At 55.7% G+C, this 18,221-nt stretch carries 18 protein-coding genes; 14 read left to right on the plus strand and 4 right to left on the minus strand.

All coding sequences use genetic code 11. From position 1 onward, the window contains the following. Nucleotides 1-73 precede the first annotated feature (73 nt). Complete coding sequence (locus tag ACR0KM_RS06120) at nucleotides 74-586, plus strand: GFA family protein (RefSeq protein ID WP_480858315.1); 513 nt, start codon at nucleotides 74-76, stop codon at nucleotides 584-586. Nucleotides 587-671: 85 nt separating this feature from the next. Here ACR0KM_RS06120 and ACR0KM_RS06125 read toward each other — a convergent pair whose 3' ends face one another. The 3 genes from ACR0KM_RS06125 to ACR0KM_RS06135 all read right to left on the minus strand — a co-directional run bounded on the left by ACR0KM_RS06125 (nucleotide 672) and on the right by ACR0KM_RS06135 (nucleotide 2,977). Continuing rightward, complete coding sequence (locus ACR0KM_RS06125; RefSeq protein WP_480858565.1) at nucleotides 672-1,568, minus strand: outer membrane protein; 897 nt, start codon at nucleotides 1,566-1,568, stop codon at nucleotides 672-674. A 65-nt stretch (nucleotides 1,569-1,633) separates the two neighbouring features. Beyond that, nucleotides 1,634-2,458 (minus strand): class I SAM-dependent methyltransferase, encoded by an 825-nt coding sequence (locus tag ACR0KM_RS06130; protein ID WP_480858317.1) that lies wholly within the window; start codon nucleotides 2,456-2,458, stop codon nucleotides 1,634-1,636. A 3-nt stretch (nucleotides 2,459-2,461) separates the two neighbouring features. Further along, nucleotides 2,462-2,977: an OsmC family protein gene (locus ACR0KM_RS06135; RefSeq protein WP_480858319.1), complete on the minus strand. Its 516-nt coding sequence runs from the start codon at nucleotides 2,975-2,977 to the stop codon at nucleotides 2,462-2,464. Between the two features lie 142 nt (nucleotides 2,978-3,119). Here ACR0KM_RS06135 and ACR0KM_RS06140 point away from each other — a divergent pair, with 142 nt between their 5' ends. From ACR0KM_RS06140 to ACR0KM_RS06190, 11 genes are all read left to right on the plus strand, one after another. Further along, nucleotides 3,120-3,830, plus strand: a complete 711-nt coding sequence (locus ACR0KM_RS06140; protein WP_480858321.1) for a winged helix-turn-helix transcriptional regulator — start codon at nucleotides 3,120-3,122, stop codon at nucleotides 3,828-3,830. Between the two features lie 528 nt (nucleotides 3,831-4,358). Further along, nucleotides 4,359-5,924 (plus strand): arylsulfatase, encoded by a 1,566-nt coding sequence (locus ACR0KM_RS06145; protein WP_480821344.1) that lies wholly within the window; start codon nucleotides 4,359-4,361, stop codon nucleotides 5,922-5,924. Between the two features lie 184 nt (nucleotides 5,925-6,108). Then, entirely contained in the window at nucleotides 6,109-7,062 is a 954-nt protein-coding gene (locus ACR0KM_RS06150) for an AAA family ATPase (RefSeq protein ID WP_480858323.1), read from the plus strand. Nucleotides 7,063-7,071: 9 nt separating this feature from the next. After that, nucleotides 7,072-8,052: a DUF58 domain-containing protein gene (locus tag ACR0KM_RS06155; RefSeq protein WP_480858325.1), complete on the plus strand. Its 981-nt coding sequence runs from the start codon at nucleotides 7,072-7,074 to the stop codon at nucleotides 8,050-8,052. Further along, the gene (locus ACR0KM_RS06160) at nucleotides 8,049-8,525 is read left to right on the plus strand and encodes a DUF4381 domain-containing protein (RefSeq protein ID WP_480858327.1); all 477 of its coding nucleotides are present in this window, start codon (nucleotides 8,049-8,051) and stop codon (nucleotides 8,523-8,525) included. Before ACR0KM_RS06155 ends, ACR0KM_RS06160 begins: the two co-directional genes overlap by 4 nt. A 1-nt stretch (nucleotide 8,526) precedes the next feature. After that, entirely contained in the window at nucleotides 8,527-9,510 is a 984-nt protein-coding gene (locus ACR0KM_RS06165) for a vWA domain-containing protein (RefSeq protein ID WP_480858328.1), read from the plus strand. After that, on the plus strand, nucleotides 9,510-11,039 hold the full coding sequence (locus ACR0KM_RS06170; protein WP_480858329.1) for a VWA domain-containing protein: 1,530 nt from the start codon (nucleotides 9,510-9,512) through the stop codon (nucleotides 11,037-11,039). The genes ACR0KM_RS06165 and ACR0KM_RS06170 overlap by 1 nt, the downstream gene beginning before the upstream one ends. 293 nt (nucleotides 11,040-11,332) lie before the next feature. Beyond that, a complete protein-coding gene (locus ACR0KM_RS06175) occupies nucleotides 11,333-12,319 on the plus strand; it encodes a hypothetical protein (protein WP_480865467.1) in 987 nt (328 codons plus the stop codon). Nucleotides 12,320-12,557: 238 nt separating this feature from the next. Beyond that, nucleotides 12,558-14,252 carry an alkaline phosphatase family protein gene (locus ACR0KM_RS06180; RefSeq protein ID WP_480858333.1) on the plus strand — a complete coding sequence of 565 codons (1,695 nt, stop codon included), beginning with the start codon at nucleotides 12,558-12,560 and terminating at the stop codon, nucleotides 14,250-14,252. Nucleotides 14,253-14,519: 267 nt separating this feature from the next. After that, a complete protein-coding gene (locus ACR0KM_RS06185; protein WP_480821289.1) occupies nucleotides 14,520-15,035 on the plus strand; it encodes a hypothetical protein in 516 nt (171 codons plus the stop codon). A 224-nt stretch (nucleotides 15,036-15,259) separates the two neighbouring features. Next, nucleotides 15,260-16,750, plus strand: a complete 1,491-nt coding sequence (locus ACR0KM_RS06190) for an MFS transporter (protein WP_480858335.1) — start codon at nucleotides 15,260-15,262, stop codon at nucleotides 16,748-16,750. A gap of 75 nt (nucleotides 16,751-16,825) precedes the next feature. Here ACR0KM_RS06190 and ACR0KM_RS06195 read toward each other — a convergent pair whose 3' ends face one another. After that, a complete protein-coding gene (locus ACR0KM_RS06195) occupies nucleotides 16,826-17,044 on the minus strand; it encodes a hypothetical protein (RefSeq protein WP_152456637.1) in 219 nt (72 codons plus the stop codon). Nucleotides 17,045-17,255: 211 nt separating this feature from the next. Between ACR0KM_RS06195 and ACR0KM_RS06200 the strand changes: the two genes are divergently transcribed. Together ACR0KM_RS06200 and ACR0KM_RS06205 are read left to right on the plus strand one after the other, a co-directional pair. After that, the gene (locus ACR0KM_RS06200) at nucleotides 17,256-17,756 is read left to right on the plus strand and encodes a Dps family protein (RefSeq protein WP_480821283.1); all 501 of its coding nucleotides are present in this window, start codon (nucleotides 17,256-17,258) and stop codon (nucleotides 17,754-17,756) included. A 47-nt stretch (nucleotides 17,757-17,803) separates the two neighbouring features. Next, nucleotides 17,804-18,091 carry a sll1863 family stress response protein gene (locus tag ACR0KM_RS06205; RefSeq protein ID WP_480821281.1) on the plus strand — a complete coding sequence of 96 codons (288 nt, stop codon included), beginning with the start codon at nucleotides 17,804-17,806 and terminating at the stop codon, nucleotides 18,089-18,091. Nucleotides 18,092-18,221 lie beyond the last annotated feature (130 nt).

The raw sequence follows: 18,221 nt of genomic DNA on the forward strand, positions 1-18,221 counted from the left end.
CAAACAGTGGCGCGTTTTGGCAGCATAGTCGAAACCGCTCGGTATCTTAAACCCGAATGCAGGAGGAACGACCATGCTCAACGAAAAGCTGGAAGGCGGCTGCGATTGCGGTGAGGTTCGGTATCGGCTGTTGGCCTCACCCTTGATCGTGCATGGGTGCCATTGTCGGAGGTGCCAGCGACAAACCGGCAGCACACATGCCGTCAATGCGTTGATCGAAGACGGCTATGTCCGGCTGTTGTCCGGCAATATCATCGAGGATATCGCCGAAACCCCATCCGGCAGCGGGCAGAGGATATCTCGTTGTGCAAACTGCCACGTCGCGGTCTGGAGCGAATACCTGCGGTTCGCCAAACGCGTGCCGGCCCCCATTCTGTTCATCCGCGCGGGCACTTTGGACCAGCCGCACCACCTTCCGCCCGATGTCTATATTCATACCGACAACAAACAGCCCCACGCGATTCTAAAAACAGGAGTGCCGTCTTTCGGGGCCTTCTACGATCTCGAACAAGTCTGGTCGGCGGATAGTATGGAACGTCTTTCACGCGCTCACATAACTCCAAATCCCAGAAGCCAAGTGTCTTGAGTGATCCGCCGAAACCCATACTATGGCACAGGACCTGTTTCACCTCTTGAAGCCATGGCATTTTCAGCCTGCGGCCGGGCTGAGATCAAAACCTGTATGTTGCTCCGAAGACAGGTCCTGACTGGTCGAACTCAAAGTCGTTCCCGTTGATCTCGTGCTCGAATGCGATATAGCGAAACCCACCTCGGAGCAGCCATTTTTCGTTGATGGCATAGTCGGCTGTTGCCAATATCTGCCATGTTTCGCTTCCGCTTCTGAACCCGCCGTAATCCACAAATCCTGTCGCGGCCCATTTGTCCGAGAACGTGTAACGCAGGCGCGCCGCGACGAGGGGATCAATCCAGTTGTCATTGGCGCTGAATGAGACACTAGGCGCTGCACCTGCGGTCAGGGTCAGTTCTGTCTCTGTCCGGAACCATCTGAAGCCACCGGCCGCGTCAATTTTGACCTTATCGCTCTCATATACCTGATATGCGAGATAGCCGCTGAAGAATTGTGTTCTGTCCGAAGTCTCAAGATCTGAAAAAGCGGGCCCCGGTGTGCTGTTGCTGAAAGAGAGGTCCGTAAAGTTATAGTCTCCGAGAATGCTCCACCGGCCATTGGATACGGAAAACGCGCCAAAAAAAGCCAAATCGAGGTTGCTCAGGGCATCTGAGAAGCTCAGACTACCTTCCAACGTTCCCTGAGGTGTTTGCAGAGAGATTTCTGTATCCGGAGTGAACAGATAGATCGTAGCCTCGGCGGTCCAGTCGTCAGCTTGTGCTACTGTGGAGGTCGCCGAAATTGCGGTGCAACTCAGGCACAGTGTTTTGATTGCCGACTTGAAATCCATGGTGCCCCTCTCATAGTTTTGTTGGGCCAAAGTCGCGAATAACTCAAGCGCGGCCGCCGCGTCTTTTGGACCGCGTTGTTTTTTGTGTGTTTCACATGCTGCTGAGAAATCGGCTGGATGTAAAACCAAATTTTCACATAAGGTCTGCATCTGGCGCAAGATGATAAATGTTACGAGACACTTAAAAGCGATCCCATCTGATTGAGGGTCGCGGACTAATCAGGGACAGTTGCGCAGACCGTGACAAACTCTCCCGGAATGGCATAGCCACCTGCAGTGGTCCGGAAAAACGCGACCGAGTTCAGAAATTCGCGCCTGACATCAGCCATTGTAACGTCGTCAAAGCGTTTGACGGCCATTGCCACAGGGCCACCCAACATCATGGCGCGGCTCAGGTCGGCGGCGTTGATGAAGTTCAGTGTTTCGTTCTGGCGCGTTTCGCGGATATCCGTCAGACCTGCTGCTTCGAAATCCTTCCGCAGTGCCCCCGGAGCCCCTGAAGCGAAGAACATGGGACACACTTCCGAGGCAACCCGCGCGTCTACAATCGGGAAAATCTCGGCCCAGCGGCAATTCTTGCGTTCTCCCCAGATGGTCGCGGTCACTTTGCCACCGGGGCGAACGGTCCGCGCCATTTCGGTGAGGGCTTTCTGGGGGTCAGGCACATACATCAGCCCCAGCGCGCAAATGGCTGCATCAAAGCTGTCGTCTTCGACATGCAGGTCTTCTGCGCCCATTCTGGCGACCGAGACGTTCGCGATATTCTGTGCATCGCAATGCTGTGTGACCTGGCGTGTCATTTCTTCGGACAGGTCCGTCGCAAAAACCCGACCCGTCGGGCCAACTGCGCGCGCAGCGCGCAGCGTTACCATTCCGGTCCCACAAGCTGTTTCCAGAACGGCCTGACCGGCTTGCAGATTGGCCATCTTAAGCAGCGTATCCTGGGCAGGTCGCAACGGATCCGACCAGTCAGCGTGATAATAGACGGCGGCCGCGTCCCAGCCATAGCGCTGAATCCTAAGCTGTAGTTTGGCATCCATCCCTTAGCCCTCCTGCGCGATCTGCAAATCAACCTGAACAGAATGCGGATCCTGCAATGCGATCAGCCACGGGTCATTCCCAAGCCCTTCGGCAACAACTTCGCTAAGCTCGGCTTTGGTCGCGGTGCTGGTCAGCGTGATCTTGAGCTGGATGTTTTCGGGGCCAGCCGTAACGCCGTCCATTCCAAACATTCCGCGATTGTCCCAATCCATGGTCAGATCCACAGCTATCTCGGAGACTGGGACACTGTTCCGCTCTGCCGCGATGCGCAGGCCCATGACGATGCATGCGCTGAGACAGGCGCGTCCAAACACGCCCGGCGTAGGCGCCTGACCCGTTCCACCCATTATGGCCGGCATATCGCATGTCAGTACTGAACCGCCTTCGCGGCAGGTTGTCAGAAAGCCGATTTCCGACGTTGCGCGTGAATGTGTGCTTTGCCGCGCGGCAATCGGTTTGTGGACAAAGGCGCGCCGGTTGCGTTCCAGCGCGGTTGCTATGTCGGATGAAATTGCCATTTCAAGTCCCCCGTTGATTGCATCTCAACTTCAGGCGCCCTTGAAACGCAGGCCAGAGTACAAAAAGGAGCGAACCCGGTACAGAAAATGGACTGGATCGAAAGGGTAAGCCTGAATAGACTTATCACTCAGGAGGCGTGCCATGCCCAAGCAAAACAACATGCTTTTCTGTCCGATCAACATGGCCTGCGAGGTTCTGCAGCCGCGATGGACGATCCACATCCTGACAGAATTGCGCTGGGGCTCGACACGGTTCAACGATATCCGCCGCGGAATTCCCGGGATTTCTCCGACGCTGCTGGCAAAAAGGTTGAAAACCCTTCAATCGCAGGGTCTGGTTCGAAGGGTGGAAAACCCTGCCAATGGCACCATCGATTATATCCGTACCAATGCGGCGATCGAGCTTGACCCCATCATAACAGACTTGGGTAAATGGGCCTATCGCAATACCTCGGTTCAGGATCATAGCTGCAAGACGCAACCGTCGGCTTTTGTGTGGAACCTGCGCCTGAGTATTGACTGCACGGCGTTGCCGAACCGGCGTGTGGTGATGAAACTGACATTCCCGGAACAGGCTGCGGATCAGCGCGACTTCTGGATCATGTGCCGTCCTGGATTTGATGTCGATGTGTGTTTCCTTGATCCCGGCTTTGACGTGGATTTGTTCATCACCGCTGAGTTCGATGCACTGGTTTCAGCGTATTTCGGATATTCGAGGCTGGCGCATGAGATTTCGGCCGAACGCATAACCCTAATTGGTGAAACAGCGCTGGCCAAAACGATCGACCAATGGCTGATCCTCAGCTCCTATGCCCGCGATCAGGAAATCGATAGGCTTGTTGGTGCCACATGATGCGTCACGCTGTTTGGCTGATGAGGTGCCAGCCGGCGTTTGAAACACAAATGGGAATAGAGAATCCAAGCTCTGACGGCGAATTGGGACTTGGACGCCAGTTGGTAAGAAAGGGGGGAAACAGTGCCCAATTGTAGTGTCAAATGGTGGGCGATCACGCCATGAATTCCCGCTCGGGAACCCTGGCATGCGCAAAGGTCGCGTGTTCCCAGCGCGGGATAGGTGTGGCTGCGGTTCACCCATCAAACCGGCTTGGGGCACCATAGTTCGGTGGTCGATTCCCGACTCAATGGAAAGAGGGGCTGATCAGGTCCGGAGGTGGTCTAAATGTCTGCAATTCCTAGAGTAAATTTCCCTAACGCCTGGCGTAATGTTAGGGAATTTGGCTAAATCGCCAGTCAAGGCTTGCGTTAGAATTCATAGGGAACAATGGTGACTAAGAAGCGCGCGCAGGAACGTCTGTTTTCAATAACAACAAACAAGGGAGTGAAGAAATTGCTACATCGTAAGATATTACGGCTGAAGGCGATGGCCGCGACGGCGCTTTTGGCGCTGTCCGCCGCCGCCTCGGCCCAGGACGATAAGCCCAATATTCTTGTCATTTGGGGCGATGATGTTGGTCAGTCGAATATCAGTGCCTACACGATGGGTCTGATGGGGTATCAAACGCCCAATATTGATCGGATCGCCGACGAAGGGATGATCTTCACGGACTATTATGGCGAGCAATCCTGTACTGCGGGCCGGTCCTCTTACATCATGGGTCAGTCGGTCTTCCGCACCGGCCTGTCCAAGGTTGGTCTTCCGGGTGCAGAGTTGGGAATGCGGGAAGAAGACCCGACGATTGCGGGTCTGCTGAAGGCGCAGGGCTATGCCACGGGTCAGTTCGGCAAGAACCACTTGGGCGACCGAGACGAGCATCTGCCGACAAACCACGGCTTTGACGAGTTCTTCGGCAATCTCTACCACCTCAACGCCGAGGAAGAGCCCGAGAACATCGACTATCCGGGCGATGCCGTGCTGGCAGACGGGCGAACCTTCCGTGAAGCCTTTGGGCCGCGTGGTGTGATCAAGTCGTCCGTCGATGGCCCGATCGAAGATACTGGCCCTCTGACCAAAAAGCGTATGGAAACGGTGGACGATGAAACCGTCGCGGCCGCCATCGACTTCATCAAACGCAAAGAAGCGGAAGGCGTTCCGTGGTTTGTCTGGTGGTCCGGCACTCGGATGCACTTTCGCACCCATGTCGCGGATGAAAAATGGCAGCGCGCGAATTCGATCGCGGGCAAGAATGTGGATGAATACACTGCTGGCATGATCGAACACGATCTGCATATCGGGCAGTTTCTTGAACTGCTGGACGAACTTGGCATCGCCGACAATACCATCGTGCATTATTCCACGGACAACGGCCCGCATATGAATACGTGGCCAGACGCCGCGATGACGCCTTTCTTTGGTGAGAAGAACACCAATTGGGAAGGTGGCTGGCGCGTGCCGTCGATGGTGCGCTGGCCGGGCAAGATTTCGGAAGGGTCCGTCTCGAACGAGATCATGCACCATATGGATTGGTTGCCGACCTATCTGGCCGCTGCCGGGAACCCCGACATCAAAGAGCAGTTGCTGGAAGGTGTAACAGTCGCCGAGGTTGGCGGTGGGCGCGATTATCGCGTGCATCTGGACGGCTATAACTTCCTTCCGCACCTGTTGGGAGAAGAGGAAGAGGGTCCCCGGAAAGAGATTTTCTATTTCTCGGACGATGGCGACCTGACAGCGCTGCGCTACGAAGACTGGAAACTGATTTTTCTGGAGCAGGAAGCTTACTCGACCTTCCGCGCATGGGCCGAGCCGTGGACCGAGCTGCGTGTGCCACTTATCTTCAACCTGCGGCGCGATCCCTATGAGCGCAGCTATCGCACGTCGAACACCTACTACGACTGGCTGATCGACCGGGCCTATCTGCTGGTGCCTGCGCAAGCCTATGTGGCGCAGTTCCTTGAGACTTTCCAGGAATATCCCCCGCGTCAGAAAGCGGCGAGCTTCAGTCTCGATCAGGTTATGCAAACCCTGACCGAGGTCCCCGGCACACCGTAAGACAAGCGCTGCGGATGCTACGCGAAACCGCAAGCGCGAACTGAAGCGGCGTCGGGATGACTATGAAGGCGGAAGCAGTCTTTGACAAAACACTTCACCGGCACCTTCGGGTGTCGGTGAACGGAGTTGTAGCTTGATTTGGAATATTGCGGTGACGGATGCGCGAACAGCTGTAGAAAATCTGATGTCCCTCATGGGCGACTCGATCATCGGGCAAAGGGATGTGATCGAAAGACTGGTGATTGGTCTGCTGGCGAACGGCAATCTGTTGATCGAAGGTATGCCGGGACTGGCAAAGACGCGCGCGGTCAAGTCCTTGGCCAAGAACCTGGAAAGTGATTTCAGCCGTATTCAGTTCACCCCTGATTTGCTGCCATCCGACGTCACCGGCACCGAGGTTTATTATCAAACCAGCGAAGGATCGGAATTCAGGTTTGAGCCCGGGCCGATTTTTGCCAATATCGTTTTGGCAGATGAAATAAACCGCGCACCGGCCAAGGTGCAGGCCGCATTGCTGGAAGCAATGGAAGAACGGCAGGTGACCGTTGCTGGTACGACCCACAAGATGCCCCCGTTATTTATGGTGATGGCAACCCAGAACCCGGTCGAGCAAGAAGGAACATACCCTCTGCCCGAGGCGCAGATGGACCGATTTTTGATGCATGTTCTGGTGGATTATCCGCCGCCGGAAGACGAAGTTCAGGTGATCCGCCTTGTGCGCAACGAAGAGGCCGAGGTGACTAAATCCAAGCCCGCGGCAAAGGCGGCCAAACCCACGATGACGCAGGATATGGTTTTTGCCGCACGCAGCGAGATATCGGATATCCACGTTTCAGACGCGATGGAACGGTACATGGTCGATCTGGTTGCGGCGACCCGCACACCGACCGACTATGGGGACAGTCTGTCGCGCTGGATCGAACTGGGGGCAAGCCCGCGCGCCTCTCTGGCGCTCGACAAATGTGGACGTACCCATGCCTGGCTGAAAGGTCGCGATTACGTGGACCCTCAGGATGTACGCGCTGTGGCGGCCAATGTCTTTCGCCACCGACTGGGTCTGAGCTATGAAGCACAGGGGGAGGGGGTAACGCCAGATCAAGTTGTTGAGGAACTGCTGGCGCAGGTTGCTCTGACATGATGGCACGTGATGTTTGACCGGGCCGCACGCATCAGGGCTGGACTCGCTCCCAAACACGCGACGCCCTCGGAAAAGGACACGCGGGTGTCGGTCGATCTGGCGCATCTGCGCGGGCTTCAGGGGCAGGCACGGTCCCTCAACTTTTTGCCGCGCCAGCCATCGAACAGTGTGCTGAATGGTCGCCATGCCTCTCTCATGCGGGGCCGCGGGCTCGCGTTTGAAGAGCTGCGTGGATACCTGCCGGCGGATGACGTTCGCTCGATCGACTGGAAGGTGACGGCGCGCATGGGGAAACCTTATGTGCGTGTGTTTACCGAAGAAAGGGATCGCCCGGCCTTGATCGTGGTTGATCAGCGGATGTCGATGTTCTTCGGCTCCTCCCTGAACATGAAATCCGTCACGGCCGCTGAATGTGCGGCATTGGCGGCGTTTCGCATACTCGACCAAGGGGATCGGGTGGGCGGCATCGTATTCGGAGACGAGATCATTGCCGAAATTCGGCCTCAGCGCAGCCAATCCGCCCTGAACCGTTTCCTTCAAGCCATCGCCTCGGCGAACGCCTTGCTGCGCGCGGATGCTCCGGATGTCACGCCTGTTGGCTTGAATCGCGTACTCGCTTCGGTCAATCGGATCGCCCCGCGTGACCACCTGATCATCGTTTTGTCGGACTTCGATATTGTCGATGACACGACCCGTAAACTGGTCCGGGGGCTGTCACGCCACAATGATCTCGTTCTGGGGTTGGTAGCGGATCCGATTGCCGACGAACTTCCCCGAGGGTTGAAGTTAACCATTTCCAACGGAGAGTTGCAGGCCGAAATCGATACGGGTGAAAAGACTGTGCATCGCAATCTTGCCGAGATGGCGCGCGGTAGAATTGCCGGTGTTCTGGATTGGAGCCGCACCTTGGGCGTGCCTGTCCTACCGCTGTCGTCCGCGCAAGACAGCCTACAACAAATGCGTCGATTGATGGGCATTCCGGTAAGATGAACGAAACTGCTGATATCGCGCCTGTAACGCTGCTCGATTTGATCGAGCAACTCGTCCCGCCTCAAGAACCACCTGCTGTGTCAATGATGCCCCAGACCTGGGGTTGGGGCGTTCTGATGGTCATGGTTTTGGGGTTGGCGATCTATTTTTTCCTGCGGTGGCGCGCGCACTATCGGGCAAACGCTTACCGCCGTGACGCGTTGGCTGCGCTTGATGCTGCCCGTTCGGACCCGGCGGCCATCGCCGAAATTCTCAGGCGGTGCGCTTTGGTGGCATTCCCGCGCAAAGGCGTCGCTGGCATCAGCGGGCAGGACTGGCTTGGGTTTCTTGACCGTACCGGAGGAACAACCGTTTTCACCGAAGGCGGCGGGAAGGCTATATCGCACGCCCCCTATACAAACGCCCCGCCCACAGACGCCGGTTTGCTGGAAGCTGCGAAAAACTGGGTTCGGAACCACAAGCGGGAGGACTAAGGTGATCGGGTTGGGTTTCCCCTATGCTTTGCTTATGTTGCCCCTTCCGTGGTTCATCTGGCGGTTCCTTCCAGCACGTAAGGAAAAGGTGCCAGCGCTTCGGTTTCCATTCTTTCGAATGATCGTCGCAGCTGCGGAAACCACGCCCGCAGCCGGAGCCGTGGTATTGCGTAGAACCCGGTTACAGATGACCTCGGCCATCGCCATCTGGATCCTCCTTGTGCTGGCATTGGCGCGGCCCGAACATCTGGGTGCGCCGATCGAAATCACCCGCTCTGCAAGGGATGTTGTTCTGGCTCTTGATATCTCGGGTTCGATGGACACTGTGGATTTCGAAATGCCGGATGGAACCCGCGCGCAAAGACTGGCAGCCGTGAAACAGGTCGTTCAGGATTTCGTTGCCCAACGCGACGGCGACAGGATTGCGCTGATCGTTTTTGGAACCCGCGCATTTCTTCAAGCGCCCCTGACCGAAGACCTGGAGACGATCAGCGAACTGGTCGGCCAGACCGAAGTTGGAATGGCCGGGCCGAACACCGTCATCGGCGATGCAATCGGACTGGGGATCAGAACCTTCGAAATCAGCGAGGTGGAACAGCGCCTTATGATCCTGCTGTCTGACGGCAGTGACACAGGCAGTCGTATGAGCCCGCTCAACGCATCCGAAATTGCCCGCGAGCGGGGCGTTGAGATCCATACCATCGCCGTGGGGGACTCCAACGCGTCGGGCGAAAACCGCGTTGATGCCCAGGCTTTGTCGGATATCGCTGCACGAACGGGGGGCAGCGCGTTTTTTGCATCGGATACCGAAGCGCTCACGGCGGTTTACGACCGCATCGACGAACTGGCCCCTCGGCTGGTGGAACAGATTTCGTATCGCCCGCGCACGCAACTTGCGTCCTACGTGTTGGGATTGGCGTCCTTGTTGGGCGTGCTCACACTGGCGTACCTGACACTCCGGCACGGCAGGCGGAGCATGGTGTAATGGAGCAGATCGCGACCGAACTCACCCTATTTGTCGAAGCTTTTCACTTTATTCGACCGCTGTGGTTGATATTGCTCTTGCCGTTGGCCGTCCTGTGGTGGCTGAACCGTCGCGCTTTTACGCGAACGGACCCGGTTTCGGACGAAATAGCACCCCACCTTCGGCAGGCGCTGACGGTGGGGGCGACGGCGCGCAGAAAACACTTGCCGATCGATCACACCGCGCTGCTTTTGATGCTGATGATCACGGGCGCGGCAGGCCCGACCTGGACGCGACAGGTGGATCCGTTTCTGGCGCAAACGGGGCCGCTTGTCATCGCGCTGGAAGTCACGCCATCGATGACCACAACAGACCTGTCACCCGACCGCCTGGAGCGTGCGAAGTTCAAAATCCGGGACTTGTTGGACCTCCGGGCCGGTGGTCGGACGGCGCTGGTTGCGTATTCGGGCACGGCGCACCGCGTCTTGCCGTTCACCGAAGATCCGCAAGTCATGTTGCCCTATCTCGAGGGGTTGGCACCGGAAGTCATGCCGAAAGATGGGACTAACATAAAAGCGGCATTGGATTTGTCGCTTGATCTACTGGCCTCAGAACAATCGGGGGGTGTCTTGTTTGTTACCGATGGCATAAGTCTGGCAGATGCAGATCAGCTCAACGACACCAACGGGGCGGCGGCTGCTGTGCTGGTTATGTTGCCCGAAGCGATCGGTGATCGAGGTCTGGATGCACTGAGCCTACCCGTCATTCGGACAACACCGGATGCATCGGATATCACCCGTTTGGACCGAATTTTGAATACGGATTACCGCCGGGCCACATTGCAAAACAGCGAGCAGCCTTGGGAAGATCGCGGTTGGTGGCTGGCTTTTCCTGCCGTTTTTCTGGCGCTCATCTGGTTCCGAAAGGGTTGGACGATGCGGTGGTCTGCACTGTCGCTGGCTATTCTTGTGACCATACATCTGCCCGCCCAAGCGCACGCGGATGGTGTGGTGGATTGGTTTCTGACGCCCGATCAACAAGGATACCGTGCCTTTAAGAACAATCAGTTTCCAAAGGCGGCGGACGCGTTTTCTGACCCGCTTTGGAAAGGACATGCACAGTATCGTGCGGGCCGGTATGAAGATGCCGTCAATACTTTGCAGCAGCTCGACACGCCCGAGGCCTCTTTCACGCAAGGGTTGGCCCATATCAAGAACCGCCAATACCGGGACGGCGTGCGCGCATTTGAGACGACGCTTGAGCGGGATCCGAACTTTCCCGGTGCTGCGCAGAACCTGCAAACCGCGAAAGACATCGTGGCCTATGTAGAAGACGCAAGAGAAGCATCAGACACGGGTGAAGACACCGGAATAGGGGCGGATGATGTTGTTTTCGATAACGAAGACGCGCGTGGAACGGACACGCAAAGCGACCCGCAACCAAAAGGAGAAGCTGCAATCCTGAGCACCGAGCAATGGATGAATACCGTCGACACAAGCACCGGCGATTTCCTGCGCCTGCGGTTCCAGTTCGAGGTGAACACCAATTGATACGTGCACTGATCATATGCTTACTCGCGCTGACGGCGAACCAGCATGCCGCGGCTCAGAACGCCCTCGAACCTCAGGTGACTGTCGCGCTGGACTCTGAACAAGTCATACCAGGGCAGGCCGCAGACCTGCGTATCACGGTTCTGGTTCCGACATGGATGACCAAGCCCGTTTTGTTTCCCAGTTTTGAGGCCCCAAATCTAAACGTTCGGCTCCCCGAGCGGGCCACCAACCCTATTAGCCAAGCCGTAGATGGCGAGACATGGTCCGGCGTCAGTCGCCGATATCGGATCATGCCGATGGTGCCCGGTCGCATTGAGGTCCCTTCGCAGGAATTGGTCGTAACTTGGGCCGATCCTGAAACAAACGCCCCACGCGAAGACCGTATTGGCATCGATCCGGTCATGATCACAGGCGTACTGCCGGAAGGTGCAGAAGGACTGTCCCCTTTTATCGGAGCCACCAGTTTGACGCTGACCCAAGACGTTTCGAGGGATCAGGAACCGCTCGAACCAGGCGACAGTGTTACGCGAACTGTTACAGCTATGGTCGAAGGGACATCGCCCATGTTCCTGCCGTCACTCATTCCTACGCCACCGATCGAAGGGATCGCCACGTACCCTTCCGAGCCCGTTCTGACCGAAACAGAAACGCGCGGGTCTTTAAGCGGAACACGCGTTGAACAGGTCACGTATCTCGCGCAGACCGGTGGAAACGACCAAGCAGATAGCATTACCTTGGAGTGGTTCAATCTGGAGACCGGGGAAGTAGAAACCGCGACCTTAGACGCCATTTCGCTGGTCGTGGATGCGCCCGTCAAACGCGAGCTCTCTGAGAGGGCCTTGCGAATGGTAGTTCTGGCTGTCGTGGTGCTTTTGGCGTTTCTTTCCGCCCTCTTGATTGTCCGGAAACGGCTCTTGTCATACTGGAGGCGCAGCCGAGCCGAGCGCCATGCGCGTATCTTGGCCTCTGAAGCTTATGCGAGAACGGCATTGTCCAACGCCATACGTGCCCGGGATTATGATGCAGTTATCAAAGCGATGGACGTTTGGCGTGAGCGGTTGTCCCATGACGATCCGCTGCAAGATGCTGCGATCCGCGCCGCCCTAGACCGCATCGGCGCGGAACTGTTCGGCCCGTCAAAAGTCGGCCCTAACGCCGCTTCCTGGCCCGAGTTGGAGACCGCGCTTCGGCGCTATCGTCGCAAGGCACCTTGTGCAGGTTCTCCGAACGCACTTCCACCGCTCAATCCCGCAAGCTATTCCGGCAGGAGAATTTGATGATCCGTTTACCTTAGCTTCCACGGCTTTCGGGCTTTGTCTTGCGACATCTGGTATGGTCCTACAACAGCCTGAACAAGAAGCGGAGCCCTACGGCGTGGTCTGGGATGTATCCCGAGAACAGTGGGATCATGTCTATCCGGATGCGGTGTTATCCCGGAAGCCGGACCGCATTAGACTGGCCGCTCCCAGAGCTGGAGCGGGCGGGGGCCGTATTATGAAACGCAGAGGGAACCCGATGAAACAGAATCTCCTATCCATCGCTATGGCCTGCGTAACGCTTGTTGTCTCGACCTTCTCGGCCGGGGCGGAAGAAAGGCCAAAGCTCATTCTGCAGATAACCGTTGACCAGCTGCGAGGAGACTTGATCCTGCGCCATCAGGATCAGTTCGGTGAAGGTGGTTTTCGCTATTTGATGGAACAAGGCACATATTATCGAAACGCACATCATACCCATGCGAACACAGAGACCATTGTAGGCCACACAACTCTGGCAACTGGTGCAAACCCGGCAGCGCATGGCATGGTCGGCAACCTCTGGTATGATCGTGCTGCCGGACGCACGGTCTATAACATTGAGGACCCCGACTATTCGATTTTGACCAGTGGAGCGGATGTCGATGACGCGACCGAAATCGACCCCACACAACGCGCCGCAAACAGCGATGGCCGCTCACCACGCGCGATCCTGACCTCGACCTTTGGTGATGAATTGATCATCAGCACGGCCGGGCAGAGCAAGGTGTTCGGCGTCTCGATCAAAGACCGGGCTGCTGTTGCCATGGCAGGGCACGGGGGGAAGGCCTTCTGGTTTTCCAAGGCCGTCGGCCAGTTTGTGACCAGCAGCTACTATTATGACGCCTATCCAAGTTGGGTTGAGGATTGGAATGCACAGCAACTGCCGCAGAGTTTTGGCGGCCAGACCTGGCAATTGTTGCAGCCCATCGAAACCTACCTGTTTGGAGCGAAGGATGATCAGGAATGGGAACCGGATTTTGCTGATTTCGGTCGTACATTTCCGCACCCGCTGGGAACCGTGGATGACAAGTTTTTTACGACACTTCTGACGCTGAGCCCGTTCGGAGATCACATCACAGCCGACTTTGCCAAAACGCTTATTGACGCTGAAAATCTGGGGGATGATGCAGTCACCGACTATCTCAGCGTCAGCTTCTCCGTGGCCGACTATGTCGGGCATTTCTTCGGGCCGTCCAGCTTGGAATACGAGGATAACTTGCTGCATCTGGATCGCACTCTGGCTAACCTTTTTGCCTATGTCGACGATCAGGTAGGGCTTGAAAACACACTGATCGTGCTGTCATCCGATCACGGTGCACCCGAGGCCCCCGGCTATCTTGCATCGCTTGGAATACCCGGCGGCAACGTGTCGCCCGACGAATGGGACACTGCGCCAGCACTGGCGCGTATCCGGGATCGCTTTGGCATAACTGGCGATTTGTTCGAAGGGTATGACCATCCCTACCTGACCCTCTCAGAGGCAGTTCGTAACAATCCGGATATCGATCAGTCCGAGCTGGAGACAGCCATTTCGCGAGAACTGGTCGCATTTGAAGGGGTCGCCTACGCTGTGCCGACATCCCGCTTGCGCGATGCATCCCTGCCGCAGAATGCACTGACACAAGCCATCCTGAACAACTACAACCCGGATCGTTCTGGCGATATCCACGTCGTTTTCCAACCCGAGTGGTTCATAAACGATATGGATGGGCTCTCTGTAACTGTGACCCATGGATCGCCGTGGCGTTACGATACCTATGTTCCGATAATATTCGGCGGATTCACCATCGGTGCCGAGACCGTGTCGCGGCCTGTGCATACGATAGATGTGGCGCTGACATTGTCACAAATTGCCGGAACCCGTCCCCCGTCGGGTGCGACTGGGGGTGTCTTGTATGAGGTAGTAGACCATTAGGCGCGTTGTTCGAAGTGGCGGTGGGGTATTTGCTGCGAAGTTCTGATTTTCAGTGCGCACCGCGCTTGGATCGGTCACGCGGCTAAAAAGCCCACTTTCCTCGAAACCAAACCCTGATTCAGATGAAAGCTTGCATCATAATTTGACCAAATTAAGCAAGCATTTGGCTTGAAATCAAATGAGCTCGGACCCTTTCAGCCCAATATTGGATGTCAGTACCGTTGGCGGTGCCTAACCAGTTGCAGACACAAGGGTGGAGGAGCGGTCATGAGGCCCGAAGCAGTAAGTGCTGTGGAAGTCATCAGCATGTATTTGAACAGACACTACGAAGCAGATCAACGCGCCGATGGGATGGTGGAGATGCTCTTGGAGAACGCGATTTCCAGTTCTGATTTTTGGCCATTGCTGCATGGGCTTTGGGGTGGTTTTCAAAAGATCGACCACACCATGTTTGTTCATGCCATGGATGTCGAAAAACGGAAATCGTGTTGGATGCCGACAACCGGATGGCATCGTCTTCCCAAGGAAATCACGGTGTATCGTGGTCAAAGCTTGCAGAAGGAAGTTGGATTGTCTTGGACCACCAGTTTTCATGCGGCTGCGGACTATGCGATCGGAAACAACGGAAGGTCGATCAAAACACCCATTATCCTTGCGACCAAAATCGACAAGAAAGCTGTCGCAATGGTCATAGAGAACGAAGCCCCGAATGATTTGGTCTTATGGAAAGCACCAAGGATTTCTGATTGCATCATAAAGCAGGTTTCACCCGTCACACACTGATGAACAGCATAGCCTGCAGAGCCCAGGATTACGGGCCCCACAGAAGTGTCTATACTCTCAAGCTGATGTTCTAAAATCGGGCGACGGGTCTTCGCCCGCAACACATCGTTTGGCCCGACCGGTCACTCTGCGCTCATTCCGAGATGGTCGCGCCAAGGGACGAATTCGCAGGGGTTGGTCTGATCGATATCCGAAGCTTCGGTCGTCTGGTGACAAGGAGGATTTTGAACAAAGAGCCAGAGCTGGCCTTGACCAAGGCCGGTTGCGATATAACGCTCCATCCCGATCAGCCTACTGGACATATAGCTTTGTTCATCAAAGCGAAAACGAGTTCGCAATCAAAACAACTTCTCATTTCCCAGTTTGACATTAGGCTGGAACCGATGTTCCGACAGCTCCTACCCATATCGGCACTACTTCTTGGATCAGGCCTTCTTCTGTTCGCAGGTGGGGTCCATGGCCTGATACTTCCGGTTCGGGGCTCTTTCGAAGGGTTTTCTGCCAGTGCACTGGGTCTTTTGGGAACGGGGTGGGCAGTCGGATATGTAGCTGGATGCCTTGTTGCACCAAGGCTGGTTGGAGCAGTGGGACATATTCGCACCTTCGGCGTCATGTGCGCTCTCGCTGCCGTAACGATCCTTTTCCAAGCTGTGGTAGTAGAAACATGGGCCTGGATACCATCGCGCGCAGTTTCAGGTTTTTGTTTTGCGGGCGCTGCAATGATCGTCGAGTCTTGGCTCAACGATAAGGTTGAACCTAATACGCGTGGTACGGTCTTTGGCATCTACACGATGGTTAATCTGGGTGCGGTGACAGCCGGTCAGATGGCTATCTCACTGGGAGATGCAACGGGTTTCATCTTTTTTGCCATTGGCGCGATGGTGTATTGCTTGGCGCTGATACCAACAGCTCTGTCAACTTCGGCCTCGCCCGCTCCGCTGACATCTGTGCGTCTCGACCTACCAGCGTTGTGGCGAAACTCACCCGTTGCGGTCGCAGCGGTCTTTCTTGTTGGCATTTCTAATGCAGCATTTGGGACACTTGCTGCGGTGTATGCAGATCGCGTGGGGTTATCACTGACTGCAATTGCCTTGTTCGCAAGTATTCCGGTTTTGGCCGGAGCTTTTGCGCAAGTTCCGATTGGATTTGCAAGTGATCGAATGGACCGCCGCAAAGTCTTGCTGTTTACAGCGGTCGTGGCGCTCGCTTCTGACCTGGCTTTCGTCCTTCTTGCGCCAGAGTCGCGTGTCATGAACCTTGCTTTGGTCGGGATATTCGGCGCTGCAATTTTTGCGATGTATCCGGTCATCGTTGCGCACGCGAATGACCATGCGCCACCAGGCACTTCGATCCAGGTTTCAGGCGGGCTTTTGATGGTTTTCGGCTTAGGTTCGATCGTCGGGCCGCTGATCGCTGGTTTGGCGATGGCCGGGCTCGGGCCGCAAGGTTTGTTTCTGACAACCGTCGTAGCGCATTGTCTGATGATCCTGTTCACGATCTGGCGCATTCTCTCTAAGTCGGCCGTTCCCGAGGAAGAGAAGACGGCATTCCGGGTCAGCGCCCCTGCCAGGGTGGTTACGCCTGAAACTGCCGCACTTGCTGCTGGTGAAGATGAGGCAATTTCGCTTGCTGAAGCCGAGATCGAGTTGGGCACCCCATCGGATGTGACGGATCCGTTGGGGCCAAGAACAAATTCTGAAGACAGTCAGTTGTGATCTTTTTCAGTGCATGAGCAGCGCACAATGTTGGGTCACCGTCGGCGTCATTGGAGCGCTTTGAGGACATTCCTATCACTCGTCAACAACACGAAACTCACCGGAAGGTGCGTCAGTAGGTGGCTCTTCGAACTCATTTGAAATCAAACCGCGACGGATGAGCTCACGGATGGCCGCCGCTCTGGACGGCAATCTGTTCTCAAACCGCCAATCATCGATAGCCTTAAGCTCTTCTAAGTCGAGCATCAGTTGCAGTTTTTCGGTGCGCTTGGGTGGTCGATTTTGATCTGACAATGATATGACCTCAGTCGCTTACGTCACTTACTCCATGCATGTATAGCAATGCGCCTGCATGTCTACATCCATATTGGCATGTTGAGCTGGATACCCAGGATCATGAAATACCCCATGATGCTCCTGATACGTATTGTAAGTATATGAAAATATTTGATAAAAAGTAAAAACTGCTTATGTTCCCCTCTGTAAACAACGCAACGGAGTGGAAATGCTACAGCAAGTATTGAAGTCTGAAGTTCAGGAAGAAACGAATGATACGGGCATCGATAAGGATGCATGGATCGCTAATGCAGTGACGGAAGTTCTGGCCGATACCATGGTTCTCATGGTGAAAACGCAAGGCACGCACTGGAACGTAGTGGGTCCGCTGTTTCTGCCGATCCATGAACTGACAGAACGTCAATATCGTGACCTGTTCGAAGCCACTGACGAACTGGCTGAACGTGTGCGCGCGCTGGGTCAGGTGGCACCGATTTCGTTCACGGACATGATCAGCCAAGCCAAACTGACCGAAGAAGAAACGGTCAAAGACGCAGAGGGCATGATCAAACAATTGGTCGCGGACCACGAAGCGATAGTTCGAAACCTGCGTGACACCGCCGCGACTGCGGCGCGTTATGGCGATGGGGCTACAGAAGATCTGATGAACGCCAGAATGTCGAAGCATGAGGAAGCAGTCTGGATGCTGAAGGCGATTGTTGCAGCCTGATAGTCGGATTTCGCCGAATTGAACCAGTGTTTGAGAAGAAAGGATAAATGATGACACGAGTTGGGTACGAAAAAAAGGCGCAGCTGCAACTGGATAGCTGGAATGCCCAAATTGATGTTCTCGAAGCCAAACTGAAAGTGGCGGAAGCGGATGCCAAAATCGAACTCGAAGAACAACTTAGTCAACTCTACGAGGTAAGGTCCGATGCCGAAGCGCAGCTGAAGGATCTGAAATCGACGAGCGACGAGGCTTGGGAAGATGTCAAAGAAGGCTACGAGGCCGCCTGGGGCGATATGCAGAATGCCTTGAAACAGGCCGCCGACCGGTTTGCGTAACGTATCTGGCTGGGCGTTTGCACTTAGGTCGAATTAATGATGGTGGGCGGAGCGTAAACGCTCAGAAATTGGCTGAGATGATTGCGTCCCGCGACCGTCATGCTCTGTGACCAGACACTGCCACAAATGC

The sequence above is a fragment of the Ruegeria sp. G10 genome, assembly GCF_056533645.1.

What these genes read in the sequence shown, in the direction of transcription:
- ACR0KM_RS06120 (WP_480858315.1), top strand. Translation starts at nt 74, where the DNA reads ATGCTCAACGAAAAGCTGGAAGGCGGCTGCGATTGCGGTGAGGTTCGG.
- ACR0KM_RS06125 (WP_480858565.1), bottom strand. Translation starts at nt 1,568, where the DNA reads ATGCAGACCTTATGTGAAAATTTGGTTTTACATCCAGCCGATTTCTCA.
- ACR0KM_RS06130 (WP_480858317.1), bottom strand. Translation starts at nt 2,458, where the DNA reads ATGGATGCCAAACTACAGCTTAGGATTCAGCGCTATGGCTGGGACGCG.
- ACR0KM_RS06135 (WP_480858319.1), bottom strand. Translation starts at nt 2,977, where the DNA reads ATGGCAATTTCATCCGACATAGCAACCGCGCTGGAACGCAACCGGCGC.
- ACR0KM_RS06140 (WP_480858321.1), top strand. Translation starts at nt 3,120, where the DNA reads ATGCCCAAGCAAAACAACATGCTTTTCTGTCCGATCAACATGGCCTGC.
- ACR0KM_RS06145 (WP_480821344.1), top strand. Translation starts at nt 4,359, where the DNA reads ATGGCCGCGACGGCGCTTTTGGCGCTGTCCGCCGCCGCCTCGGCCCAG.
- ACR0KM_RS06150 (WP_480858323.1), top strand. Translation starts at nt 6,109, where the DNA reads ATGTCCCTCATGGGCGACTCGATCATCGGGCAAAGGGATGTGATCGAA.
- ACR0KM_RS06155 (WP_480858325.1), top strand. Translation starts at nt 7,072, where the DNA reads ATGTTTGACCGGGCCGCACGCATCAGGGCTGGACTCGCTCCCAAACAC.
- ACR0KM_RS06160 (WP_480858327.1), top strand. Translation starts at nt 8,049, where the DNA reads ATGAACGAAACTGCTGATATCGCGCCTGTAACGCTGCTCGATTTGATC.
- ACR0KM_RS06170 (WP_480858329.1), top strand. Translation starts at nt 9,510, where the DNA reads ATGGAGCAGATCGCGACCGAACTCACCCTATTTGTCGAAGCTTTTCAC.
- ACR0KM_RS06175 (WP_480865467.1), top strand. Translation starts at nt 11,333, where the DNA reads ATGCCGATGGTGCCCGGTCGCATTGAGGTCCCTTCGCAGGAATTGGTC.
- ACR0KM_RS06180 (WP_480858333.1), top strand. Translation starts at nt 12,558, where the DNA reads ATGAAACAGAATCTCCTATCCATCGCTATGGCCTGCGTAACGCTTGTT.
- ACR0KM_RS06185 (WP_480821289.1), top strand. Translation starts at nt 14,520, where the DNA reads ATGAGGCCCGAAGCAGTAAGTGCTGTGGAAGTCATCAGCATGTATTTG.
- ACR0KM_RS06200 (WP_480821283.1), top strand. Translation starts at nt 17,256, where the DNA reads ATGCTACAGCAAGTATTGAAGTCTGAAGTTCAGGAAGAAACGAATGAT.
- ACR0KM_RS06205 (WP_480821281.1), top strand. Translation starts at nt 17,804, where the DNA reads ATGATGACACGAGTTGGGTACGAAAAAAAGGCGCAGCTGCAACTGGAT.